Origin of the sequence: Flavobacterium sp. IB48 (genome assembly GCF_016405855.1) — a bacterium.
GTDB classification, from domain to species: Bacteria; Bacteroidota; Bacteroidia; order Flavobacteriales; family Flavobacteriaceae; genus Flavobacterium; species Flavobacterium ginsengisoli.
This window is the reverse complement of sequence record NZ_JAEFCA010000004.1, coordinates 244,784-266,257: the sequence shown is the minus strand read 5'-3', so window position 1 is coordinate 266,257 and position 21,474 is coordinate 244,784. Positions and strand designations below refer to the sequence as shown.

Genomic DNA, 21,474 nt, shown 5'->3' with positions numbered 1-21,474 from the left:
ATTTTAGAAGAATCTTGGAGATTTATCAAATCCTTTTCCTAACAAGTCCAAATCAAACAAAAGCATAATTTCGTGTGTTCCTGAATTAAATTGTCCGAAGTTTGTAAGTGTGTAATCATAGGCATAACCTACTCTCAGCGTTGGCGTAACATTTATATTAAATAGTGCACTTACCGAATCATCAATTCTGTATGCTGCTCCAAATTCGAATTTTTCATTATACAAAACATTAGCAGTAACATCTAAACTAATTGGTGCACCTTTTACAAATTTTGACATAAATGCTGGTTTCAATTTCACTTTATCGTTAACCTGAAAAACATAACCCGCTGTCAAAAAAGTATGTATTTCTTCAGAACCAAAAGCATTAACTCCTGACTTTTCTTCGATATATTTTGACTTTAGTAAATTCGGTGCAGACAATCCAACGTATAGATTATCTCTAAAATAATAAGCTCCAACTCCAATATTAGGTTTTGTTGCATTTATGTTTTCTGAAAAAGCTAAATCTGTTTGAGGATCTGTAAATCTGAATCCGTTAAAATTAGTTTGCATAGACGAAAATCCAGCTTTTAAACCTAACGATAATTTATTTTTTCCACCTAATTTTAAAACATAGGCAAAGTCAGCATAAACGTTGTTTTCCTTTTTTGCACCGTCACCAATATCATCAGAAATAAATGAGATTCCTGCTTCTATTTTGTCATTAATTGCCGTATGTCCAAAAAATGTAAATGTTTTAGGGGCACCGTAAGCGCCAACCCACTGCGTTCTGTATAATCCGCCAAAATTCATCATGGCGGGAACTCCAGTTGCATAAGCAGGATTTACAACGCTCATATTATACATATAATGCGTATACTCAGGATCTTGCTGGGCAGAAATGGATAAACAGAAAAGGAAATTTATAAGGAGTATTATTTTTTTCATTTGAAAATTATATTAAAAATATAAAAGAGATTATCGATTTAAGTAAAGACGGCCTTGTTGTGGCGGTTTATTGTCTTTATTAAAATGCAGTACATAAAAATAAACTCCATTGGGCGCAACGCCTCCAGCGATACCGCTTTTCTCGTAATTCTTGCCATCCCAAGCTGGTTTACTATTATCTCCTTTATACATTCCGTTGCCGTACCTGTTATAAATTTCAAGTGTATAGTTTGGATATAAAAATTCAATATCTTTTATCACAAATGAATCGTTTACACCGTCTCCGTTTGGAGAAAATCCGTCAGGAACAAAGAAATCGTACTGAGCAACTTCACAATCTCGTAAAGAGACTTTCACTTCTTTATAATTTTCAGACAGACATCTTGTTGTTTCATTTAAATCGTACCCGTAATAAATTGCATTGTGTACCAATAATGTGGTTGAAGGCAATAAATTTCCGTCTACAGAATCATACCAAGCTACCGTTGACGGAACATTTGTCTTACTGGACAAATCGCTTATCTTCGGATTTGCTAAACCGCAAAAATCTGCCGTTTCGTTCATTTCTGGTGCTGGCGTATCATTTATCACTACCGAAACTTTTGCGGGTTCTGAAATACAACCTTCAGCAGAGGTTTCTGTAACGTAATAATCTTCTGTTTTTAAAACATAATCAACGGCGAGTGGCGTTGTTGCTGTTGCAGAATTATACCATTTGTACTGAGTTCCTTTTGGTTCTAAATTGGCAATTACTGCCTCGTCTACTTTACAAAAGTTCTGATCTAAAACAGTCGGTGCAGGCGGAATCGGATTTATAATGAAATCGTCTGTAATGTTGATTAAATCGACATCACAATTTGTAACCGTATTAGTTAAATTCAATAATGTAATTTTTGTTGAACCTGTATTTAAAAGCAATTCGGCAGGAATTACAAAATCTAACTTACCATTTTGCACTGTATTACTAATAGTCTGTATTCCCGAAATATTACTTTCTGACAATTGATAAGAAATACTAACATTGGTTAAAGTTTCCAACCCAGAAATTTCAACAGTAACAGGTGCATTCAAGCAATAATCTTTAACTGCCGCAATTACAGTTAATGCATTTGGCAACGGATTTACATATAGATTTCCTGCAACATTTGCTATATTGGTACATTGTGGTGAAGGATTTGTAATATTGGTTATATTATAAATTGTAATTACCGACAATCCGCTTCTTTTACTCAGGTTTCCCGGAATTGTAAAAGATGCTTTTCCGCCAACAGATTGTATTTCTGCTGTTTCGCCCATAGCTAGATTATCTCCATTTATATTGTAAGAAATACGATAAGTACCATCAAGCAATTGAGGTGCAATAATATCAATTGTTGCTATATCATTTTGGCAAACAGGAAGCGCTGTTAGCGTAGCATTAGTTAAAAGCGGTAACGGATAAATTGTTAAAACACTCGAAAACGGATTGAAAATGTCTACGCATTTTCTTCTACTTGTTGTAGACACTATACCTGTAACCGTTATCGTATACTCACCTACTTCTTTAAAATAAGATGATTGTATTGGAAAATTAAATTCTCCATTCACAAAATCCCCTCTTACATTATCAGATGCTGATACTCCTGGCCCAACAATAGCAAAGCTTAAATCATATTTCCCATTAGGAATATTATCTTGTCCTTGGGTAATTTTTGCCGAATAAGTCGCTGTCGCAATTTCAGATTCGCAAATATCTTTGCTTACTTCAATTTTAGATCCTGTAAAATCAAGTCTTTTTTCGAGAGTTATATTTACAGTAGCACTTTTATTAGCACATATATTACTATTAGGAAGCGCCAAAACAGTGTAGGTATAAGGGTATACGCCAGGTCCATTTGCATCAAACAATTCTTGAAGGTTAATGTTATGATCTGTAGCAGAAGTCAATCCCATACCTGTCCAAGTACCTCCTTTATCCCCTTTACCTATCCGGTCAAATAAATCTAAATCGGTGTAGGCCGCCAAATCTGTAGTCCCGCATAATTCCAAATCTTGTGGTTCTCCAATTTTAGGAGCTATAAAAATAGTCACCTGCACATTGGTTGACTTTGTATCAGGAGAACACGCCGGCACTGCCGGTACAGTATATATAAAGTTAAGCGTAGTTTTGGTTGTATATTGTCCAATTGGTATTGTACGCGGTACAGGCTGCCCTTTATCGGTAGTAAAACTTCCGTTTACATGTGGCCCCATAACCTTACTGTCAAAAGCTGTAAAAAGATTAAAAAAATTATTTTCGTTACAAACTGTTGCTTCAGATCCCACGCCCACGTATGCGCCTATGGTAATCGTGACTACAGCTTTGTTATTTGTACACCCCGAAGTCGCTGGAGCTGTATAGGTATAGTGATATTCTCCTCCGCTAAGGATAAATTGAGCATTTAAAATACCAGTAGAAGGATCTAAACCTTGTAGATTATTATCATCTGTCCATGTTCCACCTGGAATTGGAGAACCTCCTAACAAAGAAAATAAATTTACTGATTGATAAATGGGATTAGTGACATCGCAAATTAATTCATTTACATTGTCAGTACCAGCACATTGTGCCGTTAGTTTTGAAGGAATTAAGGAAAAAAAAATAAAAAACAATACAAAATGTAGGTAGTTAATGTAGTTTTTTGCCATAGATTAATTTTTTGTTAAACATAAGAAATTATCTAACTAAAAAGCTAATTTTTAGTAAACTTATTTTCACAAAAAAAAGGCACACCTACATTACAATAGCTTAAAATGGGGTTTTTAAAGAAATCAACCCAAAATTAAAATTCTACTTTTTTACAACTCATCTTCTAATTTAAACCTAAATTTAAGCACCAAACTATTTCGTTCTACCTCAAGATTAATCCATACATCATCTTCAGATTTCAAAAGATTATTTATTTGTTGAAGAGTGTATTTATATGGCTGATTTTTATTTATACTAACTATAATATCACCTTTTCGTAATCCACATTTTTCAGCAGCAGAATTCTCACGCACATTTACTATTTCGTAAACTGGCTTAAGAGCAAATTTATACTTGAAGTTATTTTCGTTTTTGTCTTTTTCTTGCAATTCATCCATTGTAGAAGCAACTCTTACAGTCTCTAAATGTACTGTTTCTTGCACCCATTGAAGTCCGTTGTGCTGAATCGTAATTCCGCTCTTATTATAAGTAAAAGGTTCTCCAAATTTGCTGTTTCTTTTTAAGTACAGTTTTTTTTCTTTATAATCTAAAACTAAGGTAAATCGTTTCAAAACTTCTCCACCAACAGAACCGATACGTCCTGGAACCATCTTAACGTTACGAATTGATGCAGAATCAGGAAAAGAGACAATAGGTTTTTTAAAATCAAATTCGTCTATAGAGAATTTATCAATTTTAGCGCGATGTCCTTCAATGTCACCGCTAAAACCTTTTCCTAAAAAATCAGGAAAGTTTTTGTTCGGGAGTTTTATTTTATCATTTTCAAAAATCCAGAAAGCATCACTATTTCCAATATCAATTAAAAGCTTTGCCGGAATTTCTTGATCATTAACTGTAGCTTTTGTAATTATATAAGGTTTTGACTTTTCAACCGTTATCGGAACCATTTTAAACTGTTTATCAAGCTTTCCCTGATATCTATCGCTCTTAGCATGAACTATTATTTTCTTTTTCTGGTAATTAATTTCGACAAGATTGTTTCTAAAGAATTTATGACCGATAATTCCATTAACAGGAATTCCAATATGAGAAGACAAATTAAAACTTTGATCTAGGATAATAAAAACCATATGGTCACTTGATTTCAGACCATGCGTTTCTAGAATATTCTTTGTCGATTTCAAGCCTTCTATCTCTTCTTCGCTTCCTAATCCGCGGAGTTTGATTTTCTCAACATTGTTAAAACTAACTTCTTGTTTATCTTCCATACTAAACAAAAGTGTTTCTTCAACACCAGAATCAAGAAGAAAATTCAACTCTACTCCATTCACTTTTATAGGAATAAAAACGAGGTTATTAATCAATTTAAAAGGGATCGTAGCCTTTGTTGCATTGTTTTCCAATATGAAATCGCCTTGTCCAAAAAGCAAAAAAGGTAAGAATAACCCAAAAAACAATACTATATATTTTTTCATTGACAATATTTTATTATAAAATTAGTAAATATATTTATTATTGTTACATTTTTGGAAGTACCCTTATTGTTTACGTTAAATTCGAAAAAAATATGCAAATTTGCACTTCAATAATTTATACTCATGCCGACAATTTCACTCAAGGGAAGAAACATGCCCGAATCTCCGATACGCAAGCTGGCTCCTTTTGCTGATTTAGCAAAGAAAAAGGGACACAAGGTGTATCACTTAAACATTGGTCAACCGGATATCAAGACACCGGAAGTGGCCATCGAGGCGGTAAAAAATATTGATTTGAGTATTATAGAATACAGTCCGTCTGCCGGATATGAAAGCTATAGAAAAAAATTAGCTCATTTTTACCAGCGCCAAAATGTAAACGTTAACACAGAAGACATCATTGTAACAACTGGTGGCTCTGAAGCCTTACTTTTTGCACTGGCCACAATTACAGATCCAGGAGATGAAATCATTATCCCGGAACCTTTTTATGCTAATTATCATGCCTTTGCTTCTTCTACAAGTGCAACTGTAGTGCCTCTAGTTTCTACTATCGAAACTGGATTTGCTTTGCCAAGTATTGATGAAGTAGAAAAATTAATAACACCAAAAACAAAAGCCATTCTGATTTGCAACCCTGGAAATCCGACTGGATATTTATATTCTGAAACAGAAATTAAACAGCTTGCCAGCTTAATTAAAAAACATGATTTATACTTAATCGCTGATGAAGTATATCGTGAATTTTTATATGATGGCGACGATGTGCACTTTTCTGTAATGAATCTTGAAGATGTACAGCAAAACGTAATCATGGTCGATTCTGTTTCTAAACGTTACAGTATGTGCGGAGCAAGAATTGGATGCTTGGTAACTAAAAACAAAGATGTTTTGGCAACAGTAATGAAGTTTGCTCAAGCACGTTTAAGTCCGCCAACTATTGAACAGATTGCGTGTGAAGCTGCAATTGACACACCTCAAAGTTATTTTGACGAAGTAATCGGCGAATACAAAGAACGCCGTAACACTTTAATCGCTGAATTAAATAAAATTGATGGTGTTATTGTAACTAAACCAAAAGGTGCCTTTTATTGCATTGCAGAGCTTCCTATAAAAGATTCAGACGATTTTGCACAATGGTTGCTTGAAAGTTATAACTTAAACGGCGAAACGGTAATGATTGCTCCTGCTAAAGGTTTTTATTCTACACCTGGAATGGGACTAAATCAAGTTCGTATTGCCTATGTTTTAAACAAAAAAGATTTGATTACAGCCGTAAACATTTTAAAGGAGGCTTTACTAGTTTACAACAACAGATAATCAATTCATTATAATACAATTTAAAAAGACAATAACGTTTTTCGTTGTTGTCTTTTTTATTTTTAATAATAGTATTTATCTTCAAATTTTAAATTATATCCAAAAAGCAGCAATTAAATCCTAAAAACCATAGAATAGGTTTCCTATTTATTAATTATCTTTACCGCCTTAAAAAGATATACCACATTATAATAGTAGTTCTTAATGATAAATAACGAAGATTTTTTAGACGAAATAGGTGACAGTCACTTCAGCAGTAATGCAAAAAACCCTTTAAGAGAGGATGCTTTTGACATCACTGATGAAGAAAAAATAGAAAAAATTAAAAAAGATGTCGAAAGCATTCTACAAACATTAGGAATGGATTTGACAGATGACAGCATTAAAGGAACTCCAAACCGAGTTGCGAAAATGTTTGTAAAAGAAATTTTTGGAGGTCTTAACCCTGCAAAACAGCCAAAAGCTTCTACTTTTGACAATAATTATAAATATGGCGAAATGCTTGTAGAAAAAAACATCACAGTTTATTCTACTTGCGAACACCATTTACTGCCAATTATCGGGCGCGCTCACGTTGCTTATATCTCAAGCGGACGCGTGATCGGTTTATCAAAAATGAATCGTATTGTTGAGTATTATGCAAAAAGACCTCAAGTACAAGAGCGTCTAACTATGCAGATTGTTCAAGAACTTCAAAAAGCTTTAGGGACAGAAGATGTTGCTTGCGTAATCGACGCAAAACACCTTTGCGTAAACTCTCGCGGAATTAAAGATATCGAAAGCAGCACGGTAACTTCTGAGTTTGGAGGAAAATTCAAAGATGCTCAAACGAAGAGAGAATTCTTAGATTATATCAAACTAGACACTCAGTTCTAGTTTAATCGGTAAATTGTTAATTTGTTTAGCCGATTAAACAAATTAACAATTACACAAAAAATATTATCTTTCACAAGAATAAATCCTTACTAAAAGATTAAACGGTTAAACATAAATTTTATGCCATTATATACAACACAACCACTAAAAATATACAATTCACTTTCGGGTGAAAAAGAAGATTTCAAACCAATCCATGAAGGAAACGTTGGAATGTATGTTTGTGGACCTACCGTATATAGTAATGTCCATTTAGGAAACGTGAGAACTTTTATGTCTTTTGATGTAATTTTTAGATATTTTCTTCATTTGGATTATAAAGTTCGTTATGTTCGAAATATCACCGATGTTGGACATATCGTAGACGATGTGGATGAAGGTGAAGATAAAATTGCCAAAAAAGCGCGTTTAGAACAATTAGAACCAATGGAAGTAGTACAACGCTACACTGTTGACTTTCACAACATTCTAAAAGCTTTCAATTTTTTACCTCCAAGCATCGAGCCTACAGCAACAGGACACATTATTGAGCAAATTGAAATTATTAAAAAAATAATCGATAAAGGCATTGCATATGTTGCTAATGGTTCAGTATATTTTGATGTTGTAAAATATAACGAAACCAATAATTACGGTATCTTAAGCGGTAGAAATATCGATGATATGTTAGCTAACACCCGTGATCTTGATGGACAGTCAGACAAGAGAAATCCTCAGGATTTTGCCTTATGGAAAAAAGCAGAACCAGAACATATCATGAGATGGCCTTCTCCTTGGAGCGATGGTTTCCCAGGATGGCATTTGGAATGTACTGCAATGAGCACCAAATATCTTGGAAATCATTTTGACATTCACGGAGGTGGAATGGATTTAAAATTCCCGCACCACGAATGTGAAATTGCCCAAAATGAAGCTTGCACAGGTCAGGCACCAGTAAATTACTGGATGCACGCCAACATGCTTACCCTAAACGGAAAGAAAATGGCAAAATCGACTGGAAATAATATTCTTCCAGGTGAGATTCTTAGCGGAGATAATAATATCTTGAGCAAACCATTTTCGGCTTCAGTAACTCGTTTTTTCATGCTTCAAGCACACTATAGGAGTATTTTAGATTTCTCTGATGATGCTATTGTTGCTGCTGAAAAAGGATACAAAAGATTAATGGAAGCACTAGACGCTTTACCAAATATTACGGCAGGAAATTCTAGCTCTATAGATTTTGCAGCTTGGAAACAGCTTTGCTACGATGCCATGAACGACGATTTCAATACGCCAATTCTAATTGCACAATTGTTTGAAGCGGTTCGCTATATCAACTTATTAAAAGATGGCAAAGAAACTATTTCTGCGAATGATTTAGCTGATTTTAAAACAGCAGTAAATGCTTTTGTATATGATGTTTTAGGTCTTAACGACGACAAGGCTGCAGATGGCGATAGCGACAAACTAGATGGCGTAGTAAACATGCTTATCGAAATGAGAAATCAGGCAAGAGCAGATAAAAACTTTGCACTTTCTGACCAGATTCGCGATCAGTTAATCGCTTTAGGAATTCAGCTTAAAGACGGAAAAGAAGGAACTACGTTTAGCATACAATAAAAAAAGTGATCAGTGTTCAGTTTTTTAGTATTCAGTTTCAAACTTTATACTGACTGAACACTGAATACTAAACTAACTGATACAAAAAAATATGTTTTCAAAAATTTTAATATATCCGTTTGTATTGTTAGTCCGTTTTTATCAGACTGCTATTTCGCCGTTTACGCCAGCTGCCTGCAGATTTGAGCCGACTTGTTCGACTTACATGATTCAAGCGCTGCAAATTCACGGATTGTTCTATGGCGGTTTTTTAGGCATTAAACGCATCTTAAGCTGTCACCCTTGGGGAAGAAGCGGTTACGATCCTGTTCCTGAAAAAAAATGCAATCACAAACATTAACCTTTTAGAAAGCGGCACTTTACATTAAATATTTATTTTTACAGCTATATAAAACATTTATACATGACACACGCCTTAAATTTAGTTTGGAATCCTTCTGAGGGAATCAACTTAGGATTTTTTATGATTCGCTATTACAGCTTAATGTTTGTAATTGCTTTTGGTTTAGGATGGTTCCTAATGAAAAAGATTTTCGAAAGAGAAAACGAATCGATTGAAAAACTAGATTCTTTATTTGTTTGGACAGTTCTTGCAACTTTAATTGGAGCGCGTTTAGGTCATGTCTTCTTTTACGATTGGGAATATTTTAGAAATCACATTTTAGAAATTTTCCTTCCGTTTAAATTCGAACCTGAATTTCAATTTACAGGTTTCCAAGGATTAGCAAGTCATGGGGCTGCAATTGCGATTATTATTGCAATGTATTACTACAGCAAAAAAATACTAAAACGTTCTTTACTATGGATCTTAGACCGCGTTGTAATACCTGTTGCAAGTGGCGCTATTTTTGTACGTTTAGGAAATTTCTTTAATTCTGAAATTATAGGTCACGAAACTTCATCTGCTTTTGGAATCCGTTTTCTTCACGATACATTTAGCAAAGCCGAAGCAGTACAAAAAACCGGAATTGCAGACCCTAAAGAAGCTTACAATGCAATTGCAACAGATCCAAAATTTGCAACATTATTAGCAGAAGTTCCTTCAAGACATCCTACACAATTATATGAAGCATTCTGTTATGTTTTTGTATTTGCTATTTTATTCTTTTTATACTGGAGAACAAATGCAAGACTTAAATCTGGTCTTTTATTCGGATTATTTTTAGTGCTTTTATTTGTTGTTCGTTTCGTTGTCGAATTTGTAAAAGAAAGCCAAGGCGGTTTCGAAAGCGAATTAGGCTTATTCTCAACAGGACAATGGTTAAGTATACCTTTTATCATTATAGGGCTTTTCTTTATCATTAGAGCGCAAAGAAATCCTTTAGCAGAGTCATAAATTTTCAATATAAATAAAGAATGCCTAATATCACGTATTGGGCATTTTCTTTTTATAGCTGACAGGAAATACCAAATTCGATATTCTTTGTATTATATCCTGCATTACTGCTTCCTAATCCAGCATTAGAAACATGTCTTACACTAGGACGAATATCAAACTTAAATTTATCATAGCTTGCGGCAAAACCAACTGCTAAAACATCAGCAAAAGCAAAACCTTTAGACATTCGCTCGGTTTCTGTATCTGTAATCATCGGACCAATACTTCCCAAAACATAAAACGAACATGTTTTACCAATAGGTTTACGCACTAGAAAACCACAATTAAGCACATATTCGCGAATATCTTTTAATCGTGTAAATTCGTCTCTTTTTTGCTGATAATTGGGCGTATCAGGTTTAACAAAATAAAAGTTCAATAGTTGATGTTCAGCAAAATTAATCTCAGGCTGAACTAAAATCTGATATTGAAAGTGCTTTGTTTCTTTTAATCTATAATATAGCTGAACTTTGTAAAATTGATTGGTAAACATGTAGTTTCTATTACTGAATTCACTTCCAAAACCATAATTAAAACCTAAGGAAAAATTTGATTCACCTTTCTGTGCGTTCATTTCTACAGCCATAAGAAACAATAAGACTAAAAGTAATTTTCTTGTCATAAATCATTCTAAAATTCTTTTAAATATAGCACAAAAAAAAGATCCAGCTTTCACTGGATCTTTTCATATAACTAGAGCAATAATTATGCTTTATTGTGTTTGTCTTCGATTGTGTGTTTCTCATCACTAGAAATCGTATCAACCAATACTGGCGTAGCGATAAATAATGAAGAGTAAGTACCCACAATAATACCGATTAACATTGCGAAGATAAATCCTCTGATAGACTCTCCACCGAAGATAAACATCGTTAATAGTACGATAATCATCATTAATGAAGTATTCAATGTTCTAGATAATGTAGTATTAATAGAAGCGTTTACGATATCTTCGAAACTTCCTTTACGGTTTCCGATGATAAACTCTCTCACCCTGTCAAATACGATTACAGTATCGTTCATAGAGTAACCAATTACAGTTAAGATCGCAGCGATAAAGTGTTGATCCATTTCCATGTGGAATGGCATGAATTTGTAACATAATGAATAAATTCCTAATACAAAGATTACGTCGTGAGCAACAGCTGCAATCGCACCTAAAGAATATTGCCATTTACGGAAAGATACCATTAAGTATAAGAAAATAACTGCCATTGCACCAAGAACCGCCCAGTAAGAGTTAGTTTTGATATCCTCAGAGATAGAAGCACCAACTTTAGAAGCTTGTAAAACACCAACTTTCTTACCATCAAATGAGTTGATGAATTTATCGTAAGTTGTATTTGGGAAGTATTTCTGTAATCCAGCATATAATTTCTGATTTACTTCTTCATCAATAGCTACTCCATCTTCTTTAATTTTGTATTTAGTTGTGATTTTCAATTGATCATCATCACCTAAAATTTTAGCTTCAACTGGAGTACCGAAAGCAGCAGATAATTCATCTGAAACTGCAGTTGCATCAACTGGTTTTTCGAATTTAACTTGGAAAGTTCTTCCTCCAACAAAATCAACACCTTCATCTAATCCGTTAACGAAGAAGATAGAAACTAAACTTACTACTGTTACAATAGAAGAGAAGATATAAGTGAATTTCTTAACTTTAATAAAGTCAAAATGGAAGTTTGTAAACCAGTTTTTAGTAATATTTGTACAGAAAGTTAAATCAGCTTTTCCAGCAATATTTCTGTCAATAAAGATTCTAGCAATAAAGATTGATGTAAACAATGAAGTTACGATACCAATTAATAATGTTAAAGCGAAACCTTTAATAGGACCTGTTCCGAAAATAAATAAGATCGCTCCAGTTAAAACGTGAGTAACGTTAGCATCAATAATAGAACGCATTGCACCATGCCATCCGTAAGAAGCTTGAACAGCTTCAGAAAGAGATTTTCCTTCACGTAATTCTTCTTTCGCTCTTTCGTAAATAATAATGTTAGCATCTACCGCAGTACCTAATGTTAATACGATACCTGCAATACCTGGTAATGTTAATACAAAACCAAAACTTGCCATAATTCCGAATAAGAATAGTAAGTTTAATAATAATGCAAGGTTTGCATACCAACCTGCTTTACCATAATAGAATACCATCCAAACACAAACTAATAAGAAACCTAATACAGAAGAAATTGTACCTGCATCGATAGCTGCTTGTCCTAAAGATGGACCTACAACCGTTGACTGAATAATATCTGCAGAAGCTGGTAATTTACCTGCATTTAATACGTTAGCTAAATCTTTAGTTTCAGCTACATCAAATGAACCTGTAATCTCAGATCTTCCTCCAGCAATAGGACCGCTTGTTACACCTGGAGCAGAATATACGATATCATCTAATACAATAGCAATGTAACTTTTTTGAGCAAATGCTCTTCCTGTCAATTCTTCCCAAACTTTAGCACCTTGGCTGTTCATTTGCATAGAAACTGCTGGTTTACCCATTTGGTCAAAAGTATCTTTTGCATCAGTTACAACACCACCGCTCATTGCTGGAGTATTGTCTCTGTTTCCTTTTAAAGCGTATAATTCTACAACTTCAACATCAGCTGCGCTTTTTACATCTTTAGCTTTTGGATCTTTTATAGTTGTTGGCTTACTCCATACAAATTTTGCATAGTGTTGGTCAGCAGCCAATAATACTCTAATTTCTGGTCTTTTGAAATAATCATTGATAGCAGCTGTATCTTTAGGAGCAAAATAACCTAAAACTGGCCCACCACCATTACTAACTATTTTATCAAATAAAGGATTGTTTCCTTTTTTAACATCTGAAGAATCTTTAGCATCTGTTAATAATGCATTTAATGAATCTTTAGCAACTGTTTTAGTTTCAGTTTTCTTAACTTCAGTTTTCTTTAAAGCTTCGTTTGCTGATACTAAGAAATTACCAATTTCTTCAATTTTATAAGTTTCCCAAAACTCTAATTGAGCTTTTCCACCTAATAATTTTTTAATTCTATCAACATCCTTAGCACCTGGAAGCTCTACTAAGATTCTTCCTGTTTCTCCTAATTTCTGGATGTTTGGCTGTGTAACACCGAATTTGTCGATACGCTCTCTTAATACTTTAAAAGCACTTTCTACAGACTCATCAACTTTTCTTTTGATAACTTTTTGAACCTGCGCGTCAGACATTTGAAAATCTACACCACCATCACCTTGAAGGCTTCTGTTAGCGAAAATATCTGGAGACGCTAATTTCACAGATCCTTTTGAATTTGCTTCAAAAGCTTCAAAAAACTTATTTAAATACGTTTTGTTTCCTTCTAAATTTGCAGATGCATCAGCTAATGATTTATTAAAAACTGGATTTTTAGAATTATTAGCCAAACCTTTTAATACATCTTTAATAGAAATTTGAAGAATTACGTTGATTCCTCCTTCTAAGTCAAGACCTTTATTAAGTTGTTTGTTTTTCACTTCATTGTAAGTGAAATCAGTAAAACCAAGATTTAATACTTTTTCTTTACCAATAGAATCTAAATATTTCAGCTCCTTATCAGGATTATCTCCTGCAAAAGCTTTGGCTTCACTTTTGACACCATTTGCCACAAAAGTGAATGATAGTTGGTAAATACTTACCAATGCAAATAGAATTGCGAAAAATTTAATAAGTCCTTTATTCTGCATTATTACTAAAAATTAATTATGTTTTATTTTTGTTTTTGTTTTAAAGTCCCATAAAATAAGCCCTGACATGATTTTTTAAAACAAAAATACGAGATCACGAATTACCAATTTTTTTTTAAACCGAGCAAATATATAATTAACGAAAATATTAACCAATTTATTTATTAATTAATCTCAAAAAAAAAGCTGCAAAAGTGCAGCTTCTTTTCTTTTTTGCCGTTTTTATTATACTAAAATCGTTTTTAGGGCATCATTCATACTACGAACTGCATCTGCACTTTTCGCAAATAAAGCCTTTTCCTGATCGTTTAAGTTTATATCTAGAATTTCTTCTACACCGTTTTTACCAATTATACAAGGCACTCCTATACAGATATCATTTTGACCATATTCTCCTTCTACAAAAACAGAACATGCAATCATTTTTTTCTGATCGTTCAAAATACTATCAACTAAATATGCCACAGAAGCTCCTGGCGCGTACCAAGCAGAAGTCCCTAGAAGACCTGTAAGCGTCGCTCCTCCTACCATTGTATCTGCGGCAACTTTTTGCAATACTCCTTCTGAAAGAAACTGTGATACAGGAATTCCGTTATAAGAAGCCAAACGCGTTAACGGAATCATAGTAGTATCTCCATGACCTCCAATTACCATTGCCGAAATATCATTTGCTGGTTTGTCTAAAGCTAATGAAAGGTACGTTCTAAAACGAGAACTATCTAAAGCTCCACCCATACCTATAATTCTGTTTTTTGGAAGACCTGTAGCTTTTAAAGCTAAATAGGTCATAGTATCCATTGGGTTGGAAACTACAACAATAATTGTATCAGGAGAATACTTTAGCACATTCTCAGCAACTGTTTTCACAATTCCTGCATTGATACCAATTAATTCTTCTCTCGTCATTCCCGGTTTTCTCGGAATTCCTGATGTAATTACTACTACATCGCTTCCTGCAGTTTTAGAATAATCGTTGGTAACGCCAGATACTTTAGTATTAAAACCAGTATTTGTCGCACATTGTGTAATATCCAATGCTTTACCTTCGGCAAAACCTTCTTTAATATCCAACAATACTACTTCGCTAGCAATTCCTCTATAAGAAATAACATCTGCACATGTAGCTCCAACATTTCCTGCTCCTACAATGGTAACTTTCATATTTTTTACTTTATCGGTTATTAATTTTGTCTATTCTTTAAAAAGACAATTCGTTTAATTGTCTAGTAAATTTAAACAATTAAACGAATTGAAATTATTAATTTTTCATTTTATGCATCAATATTTGCATAAACTGCATTTTTCTCGATAAACTCTCTACGAGGTGGCACTTCATCACCCATTAACATAGAGAAAACTTGATCAGCTTCAGCAAGACTATCAATATTTACTTGGCGTAAAGTTCTGAAATTCGGATCCATTGTAGTTTCCCATAATTGCTCCGCGTTCATCTCTCCAAGACCTTTATAACGCTGAATATTGGCACTTCCTCCCATTCTTTCGTTAGCTTGATCACGCTGAACATCATTCCAAGCATATTCTTTCTTGTTTCCTTTTTTAACTAAATATAAAGGTGGCGCTGCAATGTAAACGTGACCTTCTTCAATAAGCTCTTTCATGAAACGGAAGAAGAACGTTAATATTAAGGTAGAAATGTGGCTACCATCGACATCGGCATCACACATGATGATTACCTTGTGATATCTTAATTTTTCAAGATTTAATGCTTTACTATCTTCTGCAGTTCCTACTGTAACTCCTAATGCAGTAAAGATATTTCTAATCTCTTCGTTTTCGAATACTTTATGGTGCATCGCTTTTTCAACGTTCAAGATTTTACCACGTAATGGTAGAATCGCTTGAAAGTTACGATCACGTCCTTGTTTTGCTGTTCCACCAGCCGAATCTCCCTCGACAAGGTAAACCTCACATCTTGCTGGATCTTGTTCAGAGCAATCAGATAACTTACCTGGCAATCCTCCACCGCCCATAACGGTTTTACGCTGTACCATTTCACGCGCTTTTTTCGCTGCGTGACGTGCCTGAGCCGCTAGGATTACTTTTTGGATAATTAATTTCGCATCATTTGGATTTTCTTCCAAATAATTTTCTAGCATTTCTCCAACAGCTTGAGAAACTGGAGAAACTACCTCTCTATTTCCAAGTTTAGTTTTTGTCTGACCTTCGAACTGAGGTTCAGCTACTTTTACCGAAATAATCGCTGTTAATCCTTCACGGAAGTCATCTCCAGCAATTTCGAATTTTAATTTATCTAATAAACCAGAAGCGTCAGCATATTTTTTAAGCGTTCTTGTCAAACCACTTCTAAAACCTTGCAAGTGCGTTCCTCCTTCGTGCGTATTGATATTATTTACGTAAGAGAAAATGTTCTCTGTATAACTTGTATTGTAAATTAAGGCAACCTCAACTGGGATTTCACCTTTATCATTATCCATACTGATAACGTGAGAAACAATTGGCTCACGGTTACCATCTAAGTAACGAATGTATTCTTTAAGACCTTCCTGAGAATGGAAAACTTCACTTCTGAATTCTCCTTTTTCATCTACTTCTCTCTTATCTGTAAACGTGATTGTAATTCCTTTGTTTAAGAAAGAAAGCTCACGCATACGTGCTGAAAGTGTATCGTATGAAAACTCAGTAGTCTGAGTAAAGATTGTATCATCTGGATAAAAAGTCTGGCGCGTACCTCTTTTATCTGTTTCTCCAATTTGTTTTACTGGATATAATGATTTTCCTCTTTCATACTCTTGCTCATAGATTTTCCCTTCTCTAAAAACAGTCGATTTCATATGAACCGAAAGTGCATTTACTACAGAAACCCCAACCCCGTGAAGTCCTCCAGAAACTTTATAAGAGTCTTTATCAAATTTACCTCCGGCACCAATTTTAGTCATTACAACCTCAAGTGCAGAAACTCCTTCTTTTTTATGTAAATCAACAGGAATACCACGACCGTTATCTTCAACTGTTACCGAACCATCTTCGTTTATTGCGACACTAATAGTATCACAATGTCCTCCCATCGCCTCATCAATAGAGTTATCAACAACCTCGTAAACCAAATGGTGTAGTCCTCGAACCCCTACATCACCAATATACATCGACGGACGCATTCTTACGTGCTCCATCCCTTCTAATGCCTGAATACTATCTGCTGAATAATTGTTCTTCTTGATTTCTTCGCTCATATAATTTATTCTAAAAAATGTAATTAATGTCTAACACGCAAATATATAAAAACGCGAGCTATATACCCAGTAAATTACGACTTAAAGCACTTAAGTTATCAACACAATTGTCTGAAAAACTAAAAAATAAACCCAAAAATGAATTTAAATTCAATTTTTTTTGAAAATTCCAAAATTTTAAATACCAAATTCCAATTTTGAAAATCTCAAACTCCAAATCCCAAATCTGAAATACCGAATCAAAATTTTAAAATTTCCCTAAGACATTAAAATTAAAAAACCGAAATACATTTAATGCATTTCGGTTTTCTATAACGGAATCCAACTTGGAATTTGGAATTTAAAAATTTTGGAATTTCATCTTTTAAGCGATAACAGTAGTTTTTACAGGTTCAAAATTTCCATTTAAATGGGCTGCATTTGCTCGTCCGCTCGGATCGAGGTTTTCTTGCCATTTCGGAATCCATTTACGAACCGTTTGCGCCGCGCTGACCTGTGGATAGAATTTATGAAAAATCGACCTGTACAAGTACGCTTCTTTCGTCGTTGGCGAGTTGTATGGAAATTCTGCACTTGCTCCAGCTAATTGCTCATCTGTAACTTGCGAAGCACAATATTCGATTAATTCATCTACCCATTTATATCCTACTCCATCAGAAAATTGCTCTTTTTGTCGCCATAAAACTTCTGAAGGCAAATAAGCGTCTTCAGTGTCAAAAGCTTTTCTTAGAATGTATTTCTCAACGCCATCATAAGTTTTTGGCTGTTTTTCTTCTGTTTTTATTCGAATGGCAACATCTAAAAATTCTGTATCCAAAAATGGAATACGAACTTCTAAACCATTTGCCATTGTCGTTTTATCTGCACGAAGTAAATCAGCTGTAAATAACTTTTGAACTCTTTCTATCGTTTCATCTTGAAATTCTTCTTCTGATGGCGCATTTCTAAAATACAAATGCCCTCCAAAAACCTCATCGGCTCCTTCGCCCGACAAGATTACTTTTATTCCTTGACTTGCAATTGCTTTAGAAAGCAAAAACATTGGAACACCAGAACGTACAGAAATAATATCATAAGTTTCGATATGATAAATTACTTTTTCTAAAACTTTCACTCCTTCTTCTACAGAAAAATGAATCTCGTGATGTTCTGTTCCTAAAAATTCTGCGGCTTTTCTTGCTGCTATATTATCTGGCGCTTCGGCATCTAATCCGATAGAAAACGAATGGAGTTTTTGTCCTTTTTCTTTCAGCAATCGAGAAGCAATAGAAGAAATCAACGAAGTATCTAAACCTCCTGACAAAACAGTCCCTAAAGGCACATTGCCTAATAATCGCTTATTTGTAGCTTGAATCAAACTTTCACGAATCAAACCTAAATCTAATGCATGAGTTGCGTTTTTATGATCTTCGTATTCTGGACGATAGTATTTTACAAAACCTGTTTTTGCCGTATAATAATGTCCTGGAGGAAAAGTAGAAAACGACTTGCACTGGTCTGCAATAGATTTCATTTCTGACGAAAAATAAATTCGTCCTCTTTCATCCAAACCATAATACAAAGGTTTTACTCCAATCGGGTCACGACCTGCAATATATTTATCGCCATCTACAACCACAAAAGCAAAATCTCCATCCAATTTATTGCAAAAATCATATCCGAATTCTTCATAAAGATGTACAATTACTTCAGAATCAGATTCTGTTCTAAAAGTATGATTCTTTAAAACCGTGTCTTTAAGTTCTTGATAATTATAAATTTCACCATCATGTACCATCCATGCTTTATCAGTTCCTTGAATAGGCTGTTTTCCCGAATTAAGATCAATTATAGAAAGGCTTTCATGACAAAGTATACTGCCATTTTCCATAATATGAATATCGCTCTCATCAGGTCCGCGATGTGACATTCTCTCAGAAAGTTCTTTTACAAGCTTGGGGTCTTTTCCTTTGCCAATAACGGCTAACAATCCAGACATACTATTTTATTTTTTATTTTTATTCTGATGTACCAGCCTCAAATAAGCTATACATTAAAAAATCATTAAAATTTCCGCTTAAAAGCAAAACTAAATATTATTTTCTGCTTTCCTACATTTTGCATCCTAAAATTTCAGTGTTTAACTTTTATTTCAACGAAAGTCAAATTGGAAATAAATTTTAATCGATTACCAAAACTTTTAATTTTAATCTATTGAAAAACAGAAACTTTTTTAGACAAGAAAGACGCTCTCATAAAAGAACGTCTTTCGGCAATATATATACTAATTCTAAAAATTAAACTCTTAATTATTTAACATAAGCATCATCGTGAACATTTGCTACTGCTCTTCCTGATGGATCGTTTAAGTTTTTGAATGCCTCATCCCACTCCAAAGCAATTTTAGTACTACAAGCTACACTTGCCTCCTGAGGAACGCATAATGCTGCAGCATCACTTGGGAAATGTTCTGTAAAAATTGAACGATAGTAATACTCTTCTTTTGAAGTTGGAGTTTGCAATGGGAATTTAAATCTTGCATTTGCCAATTGCTCATCTGAAACTTCTCTAGCTACCACTTCTTTCAAAGTATCAATCCAGCTATATCCTACTCCATCAGAAAATTGCTCTTTTTGTCTCCAAGCAACACTTTCTGGAAGCATATCTTCAAAAGCTTTACGAACAACCCATTTTTCCATCGGATGTTCTTTGTTAATCATTTTATCTTGCGGGTTAATGCGCATTGCAACATCCATAAATTCTTTATCTAAGAATGGCACACGACCTTCGATTCCCCAAGCTGCTAAACTTTTGTTTGCACGTAAACAATCGTACATGTGAAGTTTTCCTAATTTACGAACGTTTTCTTCGTGGAATTCTTTAGCGTTTGGCGCTTTGTGGAAGTATAAATATCCTCCAAACAACTCATCTGCTCCTTCTCCTGAAAGAACCATTTTAATTCCCATAGATTTGATCACTCTCGCCATTAACCACATTGGAGTCGAAGCTCTAACTGTAGTCACATCATACGTTTCTAAGTTGTAAATTACATCACGAACTGCATCTAAACCTTCTTGGATTGTAAATTTAATTTCGTGGTGAATAGTTCCAATATGATCTGCTACTTTTCTTGCTGCTGCTAAATCTGGAGAACCTTCCAATCCAACAGAGAAAGAGTGCAATTGCGGATACCAAGCATCTGTAGTATCATCTGACTCGATTCTTTTTTGAGCAAATTTCTTAGCTACAGCTGAAGTAATAGAAGAATCTAAACCTCCAGAAAGTAAAACTCCGTAAGGAACGTCACTCATTAATTGTCTGTGAACCGCAGCTTCTAATGCTTTTCTGATTTCTGGAATGCTAGTTTCGTTGTCTTTTACTGCATCATATTCTGTCCAGTCTCTTTTGTACCATTGTACAAATTCACCGTCTTTACTTGATAAATAATGTCCTGGAGGGAATAATTCGATTTTTGTACAATATCCTTCCAGAGCTTTTAACTCAGAAGCCACATAGAAAGTTCCGTGCTGATCCCATCCAATATATAATGGAATAATTCCCATGTGGTCACGAGCTACGAAATACTCATCTTTATCAACATCGTAAATTGCGAAACCGAAGATTCCGTTTAATTCATCAACAAAGCTTACTCCTTTTTCTCTGTAAAGTGCTAAAATAACTTCACAGTCACTTTCAGTTTGAAAGTTATATTTTCCTTCAAATTGTTTACGCAAATCTCTGTGGTTGTAAATCTCACCATTTGCAGCTAAAACTAGTTTTTTATCTTCTGTAAATAAAGGCTGTTTTCCTGAAGCTGGATCTACAATTGCCAAACGCTCATGAGAAAGAATCGCTTTATCATTGCTGTAAATTCCGCTCCAGTCTGGTCCGCGGTGACGAATGATTTTTGACATTTCTAATACTTGAGGTCTTAACGCTTCGGCTTTTTGTTTAAGATCAAAGGCACATACAATTCCACACATAATTTTATATTTTAATTCTTTAAATTTTAATTTGATAGGGCAAAGATGTGATATTAGTTAAAATTGAAAAACACAATTATGTATTTCAATTACAATTTAAAACCATAATTTTATTTTTACATATAAAATGTAAAATTTAGAAGTAAAAATAAGCTCAAAACTTGAAAATTTTAATTTGGACTATAAAACTGGTTGAAAATTGAAACTTTAAACCAGTTTTTTGAATTAATTTTTGAGTTATTTCATTACTAATGAAAGATTCGTAAAGAAGAGTTAGAAAGTTGTTCTTGTATTATTGTTTACACAATAATACAAGACATTATCAAGAAGCTCTACAAAGATTGGCGACACACGT

General features: G+C 34.1%; 14 protein-coding genes. 5 read left to right on the top strand and 9 right to left on the bottom strand.

Annotated features, from left to right (window positions below):
- Positions 1-3: 3 nt before the first annotated feature.
- From JC605_RS14640 to JC605_RS14630, 3 genes are all read right to left on the bottom strand, one after another.
- Positions 4-930: a type IX secretion system membrane protein PorP/SprF gene (locus tag JC605_RS14640; RefSeq protein ID WP_198856902.1), complete on the bottom strand. Its 927-nt coding sequence runs from the start codon at positions 928-930 to the stop codon at positions 4-6.
- Positions 931-960: 30 nt separating this feature from the next.
- Positions 961-3,597 carry a gliding motility-associated C-terminal domain-containing protein gene (locus JC605_RS14635; RefSeq protein ID WP_198856901.1) on the bottom strand — a complete coding sequence of 879 codons (2,637 nt, stop codon included), beginning with the start codon at positions 3,595-3,597 and terminating at the stop codon, positions 961-963.
- 150 nt (positions 3,598-3,747) lie between these two features.
- On the bottom strand, positions 3,748-5,073 hold the full coding sequence (locus tag JC605_RS14630) for a PDZ domain-containing protein (protein WP_198856900.1): 1,326 nt from the start codon (positions 5,071-5,073) through the stop codon (positions 3,748-3,750).
- Positions 5,074-5,196: 123 nt separating this feature from the next.
- Here JC605_RS14630 and JC605_RS14625 point away from each other — a divergent pair, with 123 nt between their 5' ends.
- The 5 genes from JC605_RS14625 (at position 5,197) to lgt (ending at position 10,207) form a co-directional block, all read left to right on the top strand.
- Entirely contained in the window at positions 5,197-6,393 is a 1,197-nt protein-coding gene (locus JC605_RS14625) for a pyridoxal phosphate-dependent aminotransferase (RefSeq protein WP_198856899.1), read from the top strand.
- A gap of 204 nt (positions 6,394-6,597) precedes the next feature.
- Positions 6,598-7,269 (top strand): GTP cyclohydrolase I FolE, encoded by a 672-nt coding sequence (folE, locus tag JC605_RS14620; protein WP_198856898.1) that lies wholly within the window; start codon positions 6,598-6,600, stop codon positions 7,267-7,269.
- 120 nt (positions 7,270-7,389) lie between these two features.
- Positions 7,390-8,871 (top strand): cysteine--tRNA ligase, encoded by a 1,482-nt coding sequence (gene cysS / locus JC605_RS14615; RefSeq protein WP_198856897.1) that lies wholly within the window; start codon positions 7,390-7,392, stop codon positions 8,869-8,871.
- Between the two features lie 91 nt (positions 8,872-8,962).
- Positions 8,963-9,211 carry a membrane protein insertion efficiency factor YidD gene (gene yidD, locus JC605_RS14610; protein ID WP_008462282.1) on the top strand — a complete coding sequence of 83 codons (249 nt, stop codon included), beginning with the start codon at positions 8,963-8,965 and terminating at the stop codon, positions 9,209-9,211.
- 63 nt (positions 9,212-9,274) lie between these two features.
- Positions 9,275-10,207 (top strand): prolipoprotein diacylglyceryl transferase, encoded by a 933-nt coding sequence (lgt, locus tag JC605_RS14605; RefSeq protein WP_198856896.1) that lies wholly within the window; start codon positions 9,275-9,277, stop codon positions 10,205-10,207.
- Between the two features lie 52 nt (positions 10,208-10,259).
- On the opposite strand, the gene JC605_RS14600 is transcribed toward lgt, so the two are convergent.
- From JC605_RS14600 to asnB (JC605_RS14575), 6 genes are all read right to left on the bottom strand, one after another.
- Positions 10,260-10,871, bottom strand: a complete 612-nt coding sequence (locus JC605_RS14600) for an acyloxyacyl hydrolase (protein ID WP_198856895.1) — start codon at positions 10,869-10,871, stop codon at positions 10,260-10,262.
- A gap of 83 nt (positions 10,872-10,954) precedes the next feature.
- Positions 10,955-13,945, bottom strand: coding sequence for a protein translocase subunit SecDF (gene secDF, locus JC605_RS14595; RefSeq protein ID WP_198856894.1), 2,991 nt, complete (start codon positions 13,943-13,945; stop codon positions 10,955-10,957).
- Between the two features lie 225 nt (positions 13,946-14,170).
- The gene (gene mdh / locus JC605_RS14590) at positions 14,171-15,106 is read right to left on the bottom strand and encodes a malate dehydrogenase (protein ID WP_198856893.1); all 936 of its coding nucleotides are present in this window, start codon (positions 15,104-15,106) and stop codon (positions 14,171-14,173) included.
- A gap of 110 nt (positions 15,107-15,216) precedes the next feature.
- On the bottom strand, positions 15,217-17,157 hold the full coding sequence (gene gyrB / locus JC605_RS14585; protein ID WP_198856892.1) for a DNA topoisomerase (ATP-hydrolyzing) subunit B: 1,941 nt from the start codon (positions 17,155-17,157) through the stop codon (positions 15,217-15,219).
- Between the two features lie 364 nt (positions 17,158-17,521).
- Positions 17,522-19,135 carry an asparagine synthase B gene (gene asnB, locus JC605_RS14580; RefSeq protein ID WP_198856891.1) on the bottom strand — a complete coding sequence of 538 codons (1,614 nt, stop codon included), beginning with the start codon at positions 19,133-19,135 and terminating at the stop codon, positions 17,522-17,524.
- A gap of 310 nt (positions 19,136-19,445) precedes the next feature.
- Positions 19,446-21,119 (bottom strand): asparagine synthase B, encoded by a 1,674-nt coding sequence (gene asnB, locus JC605_RS14575; RefSeq protein ID WP_177210404.1) that lies wholly within the window; start codon positions 21,117-21,119, stop codon positions 19,446-19,448.
- Positions 21,120-21,474 lie beyond the last annotated feature (355 nt).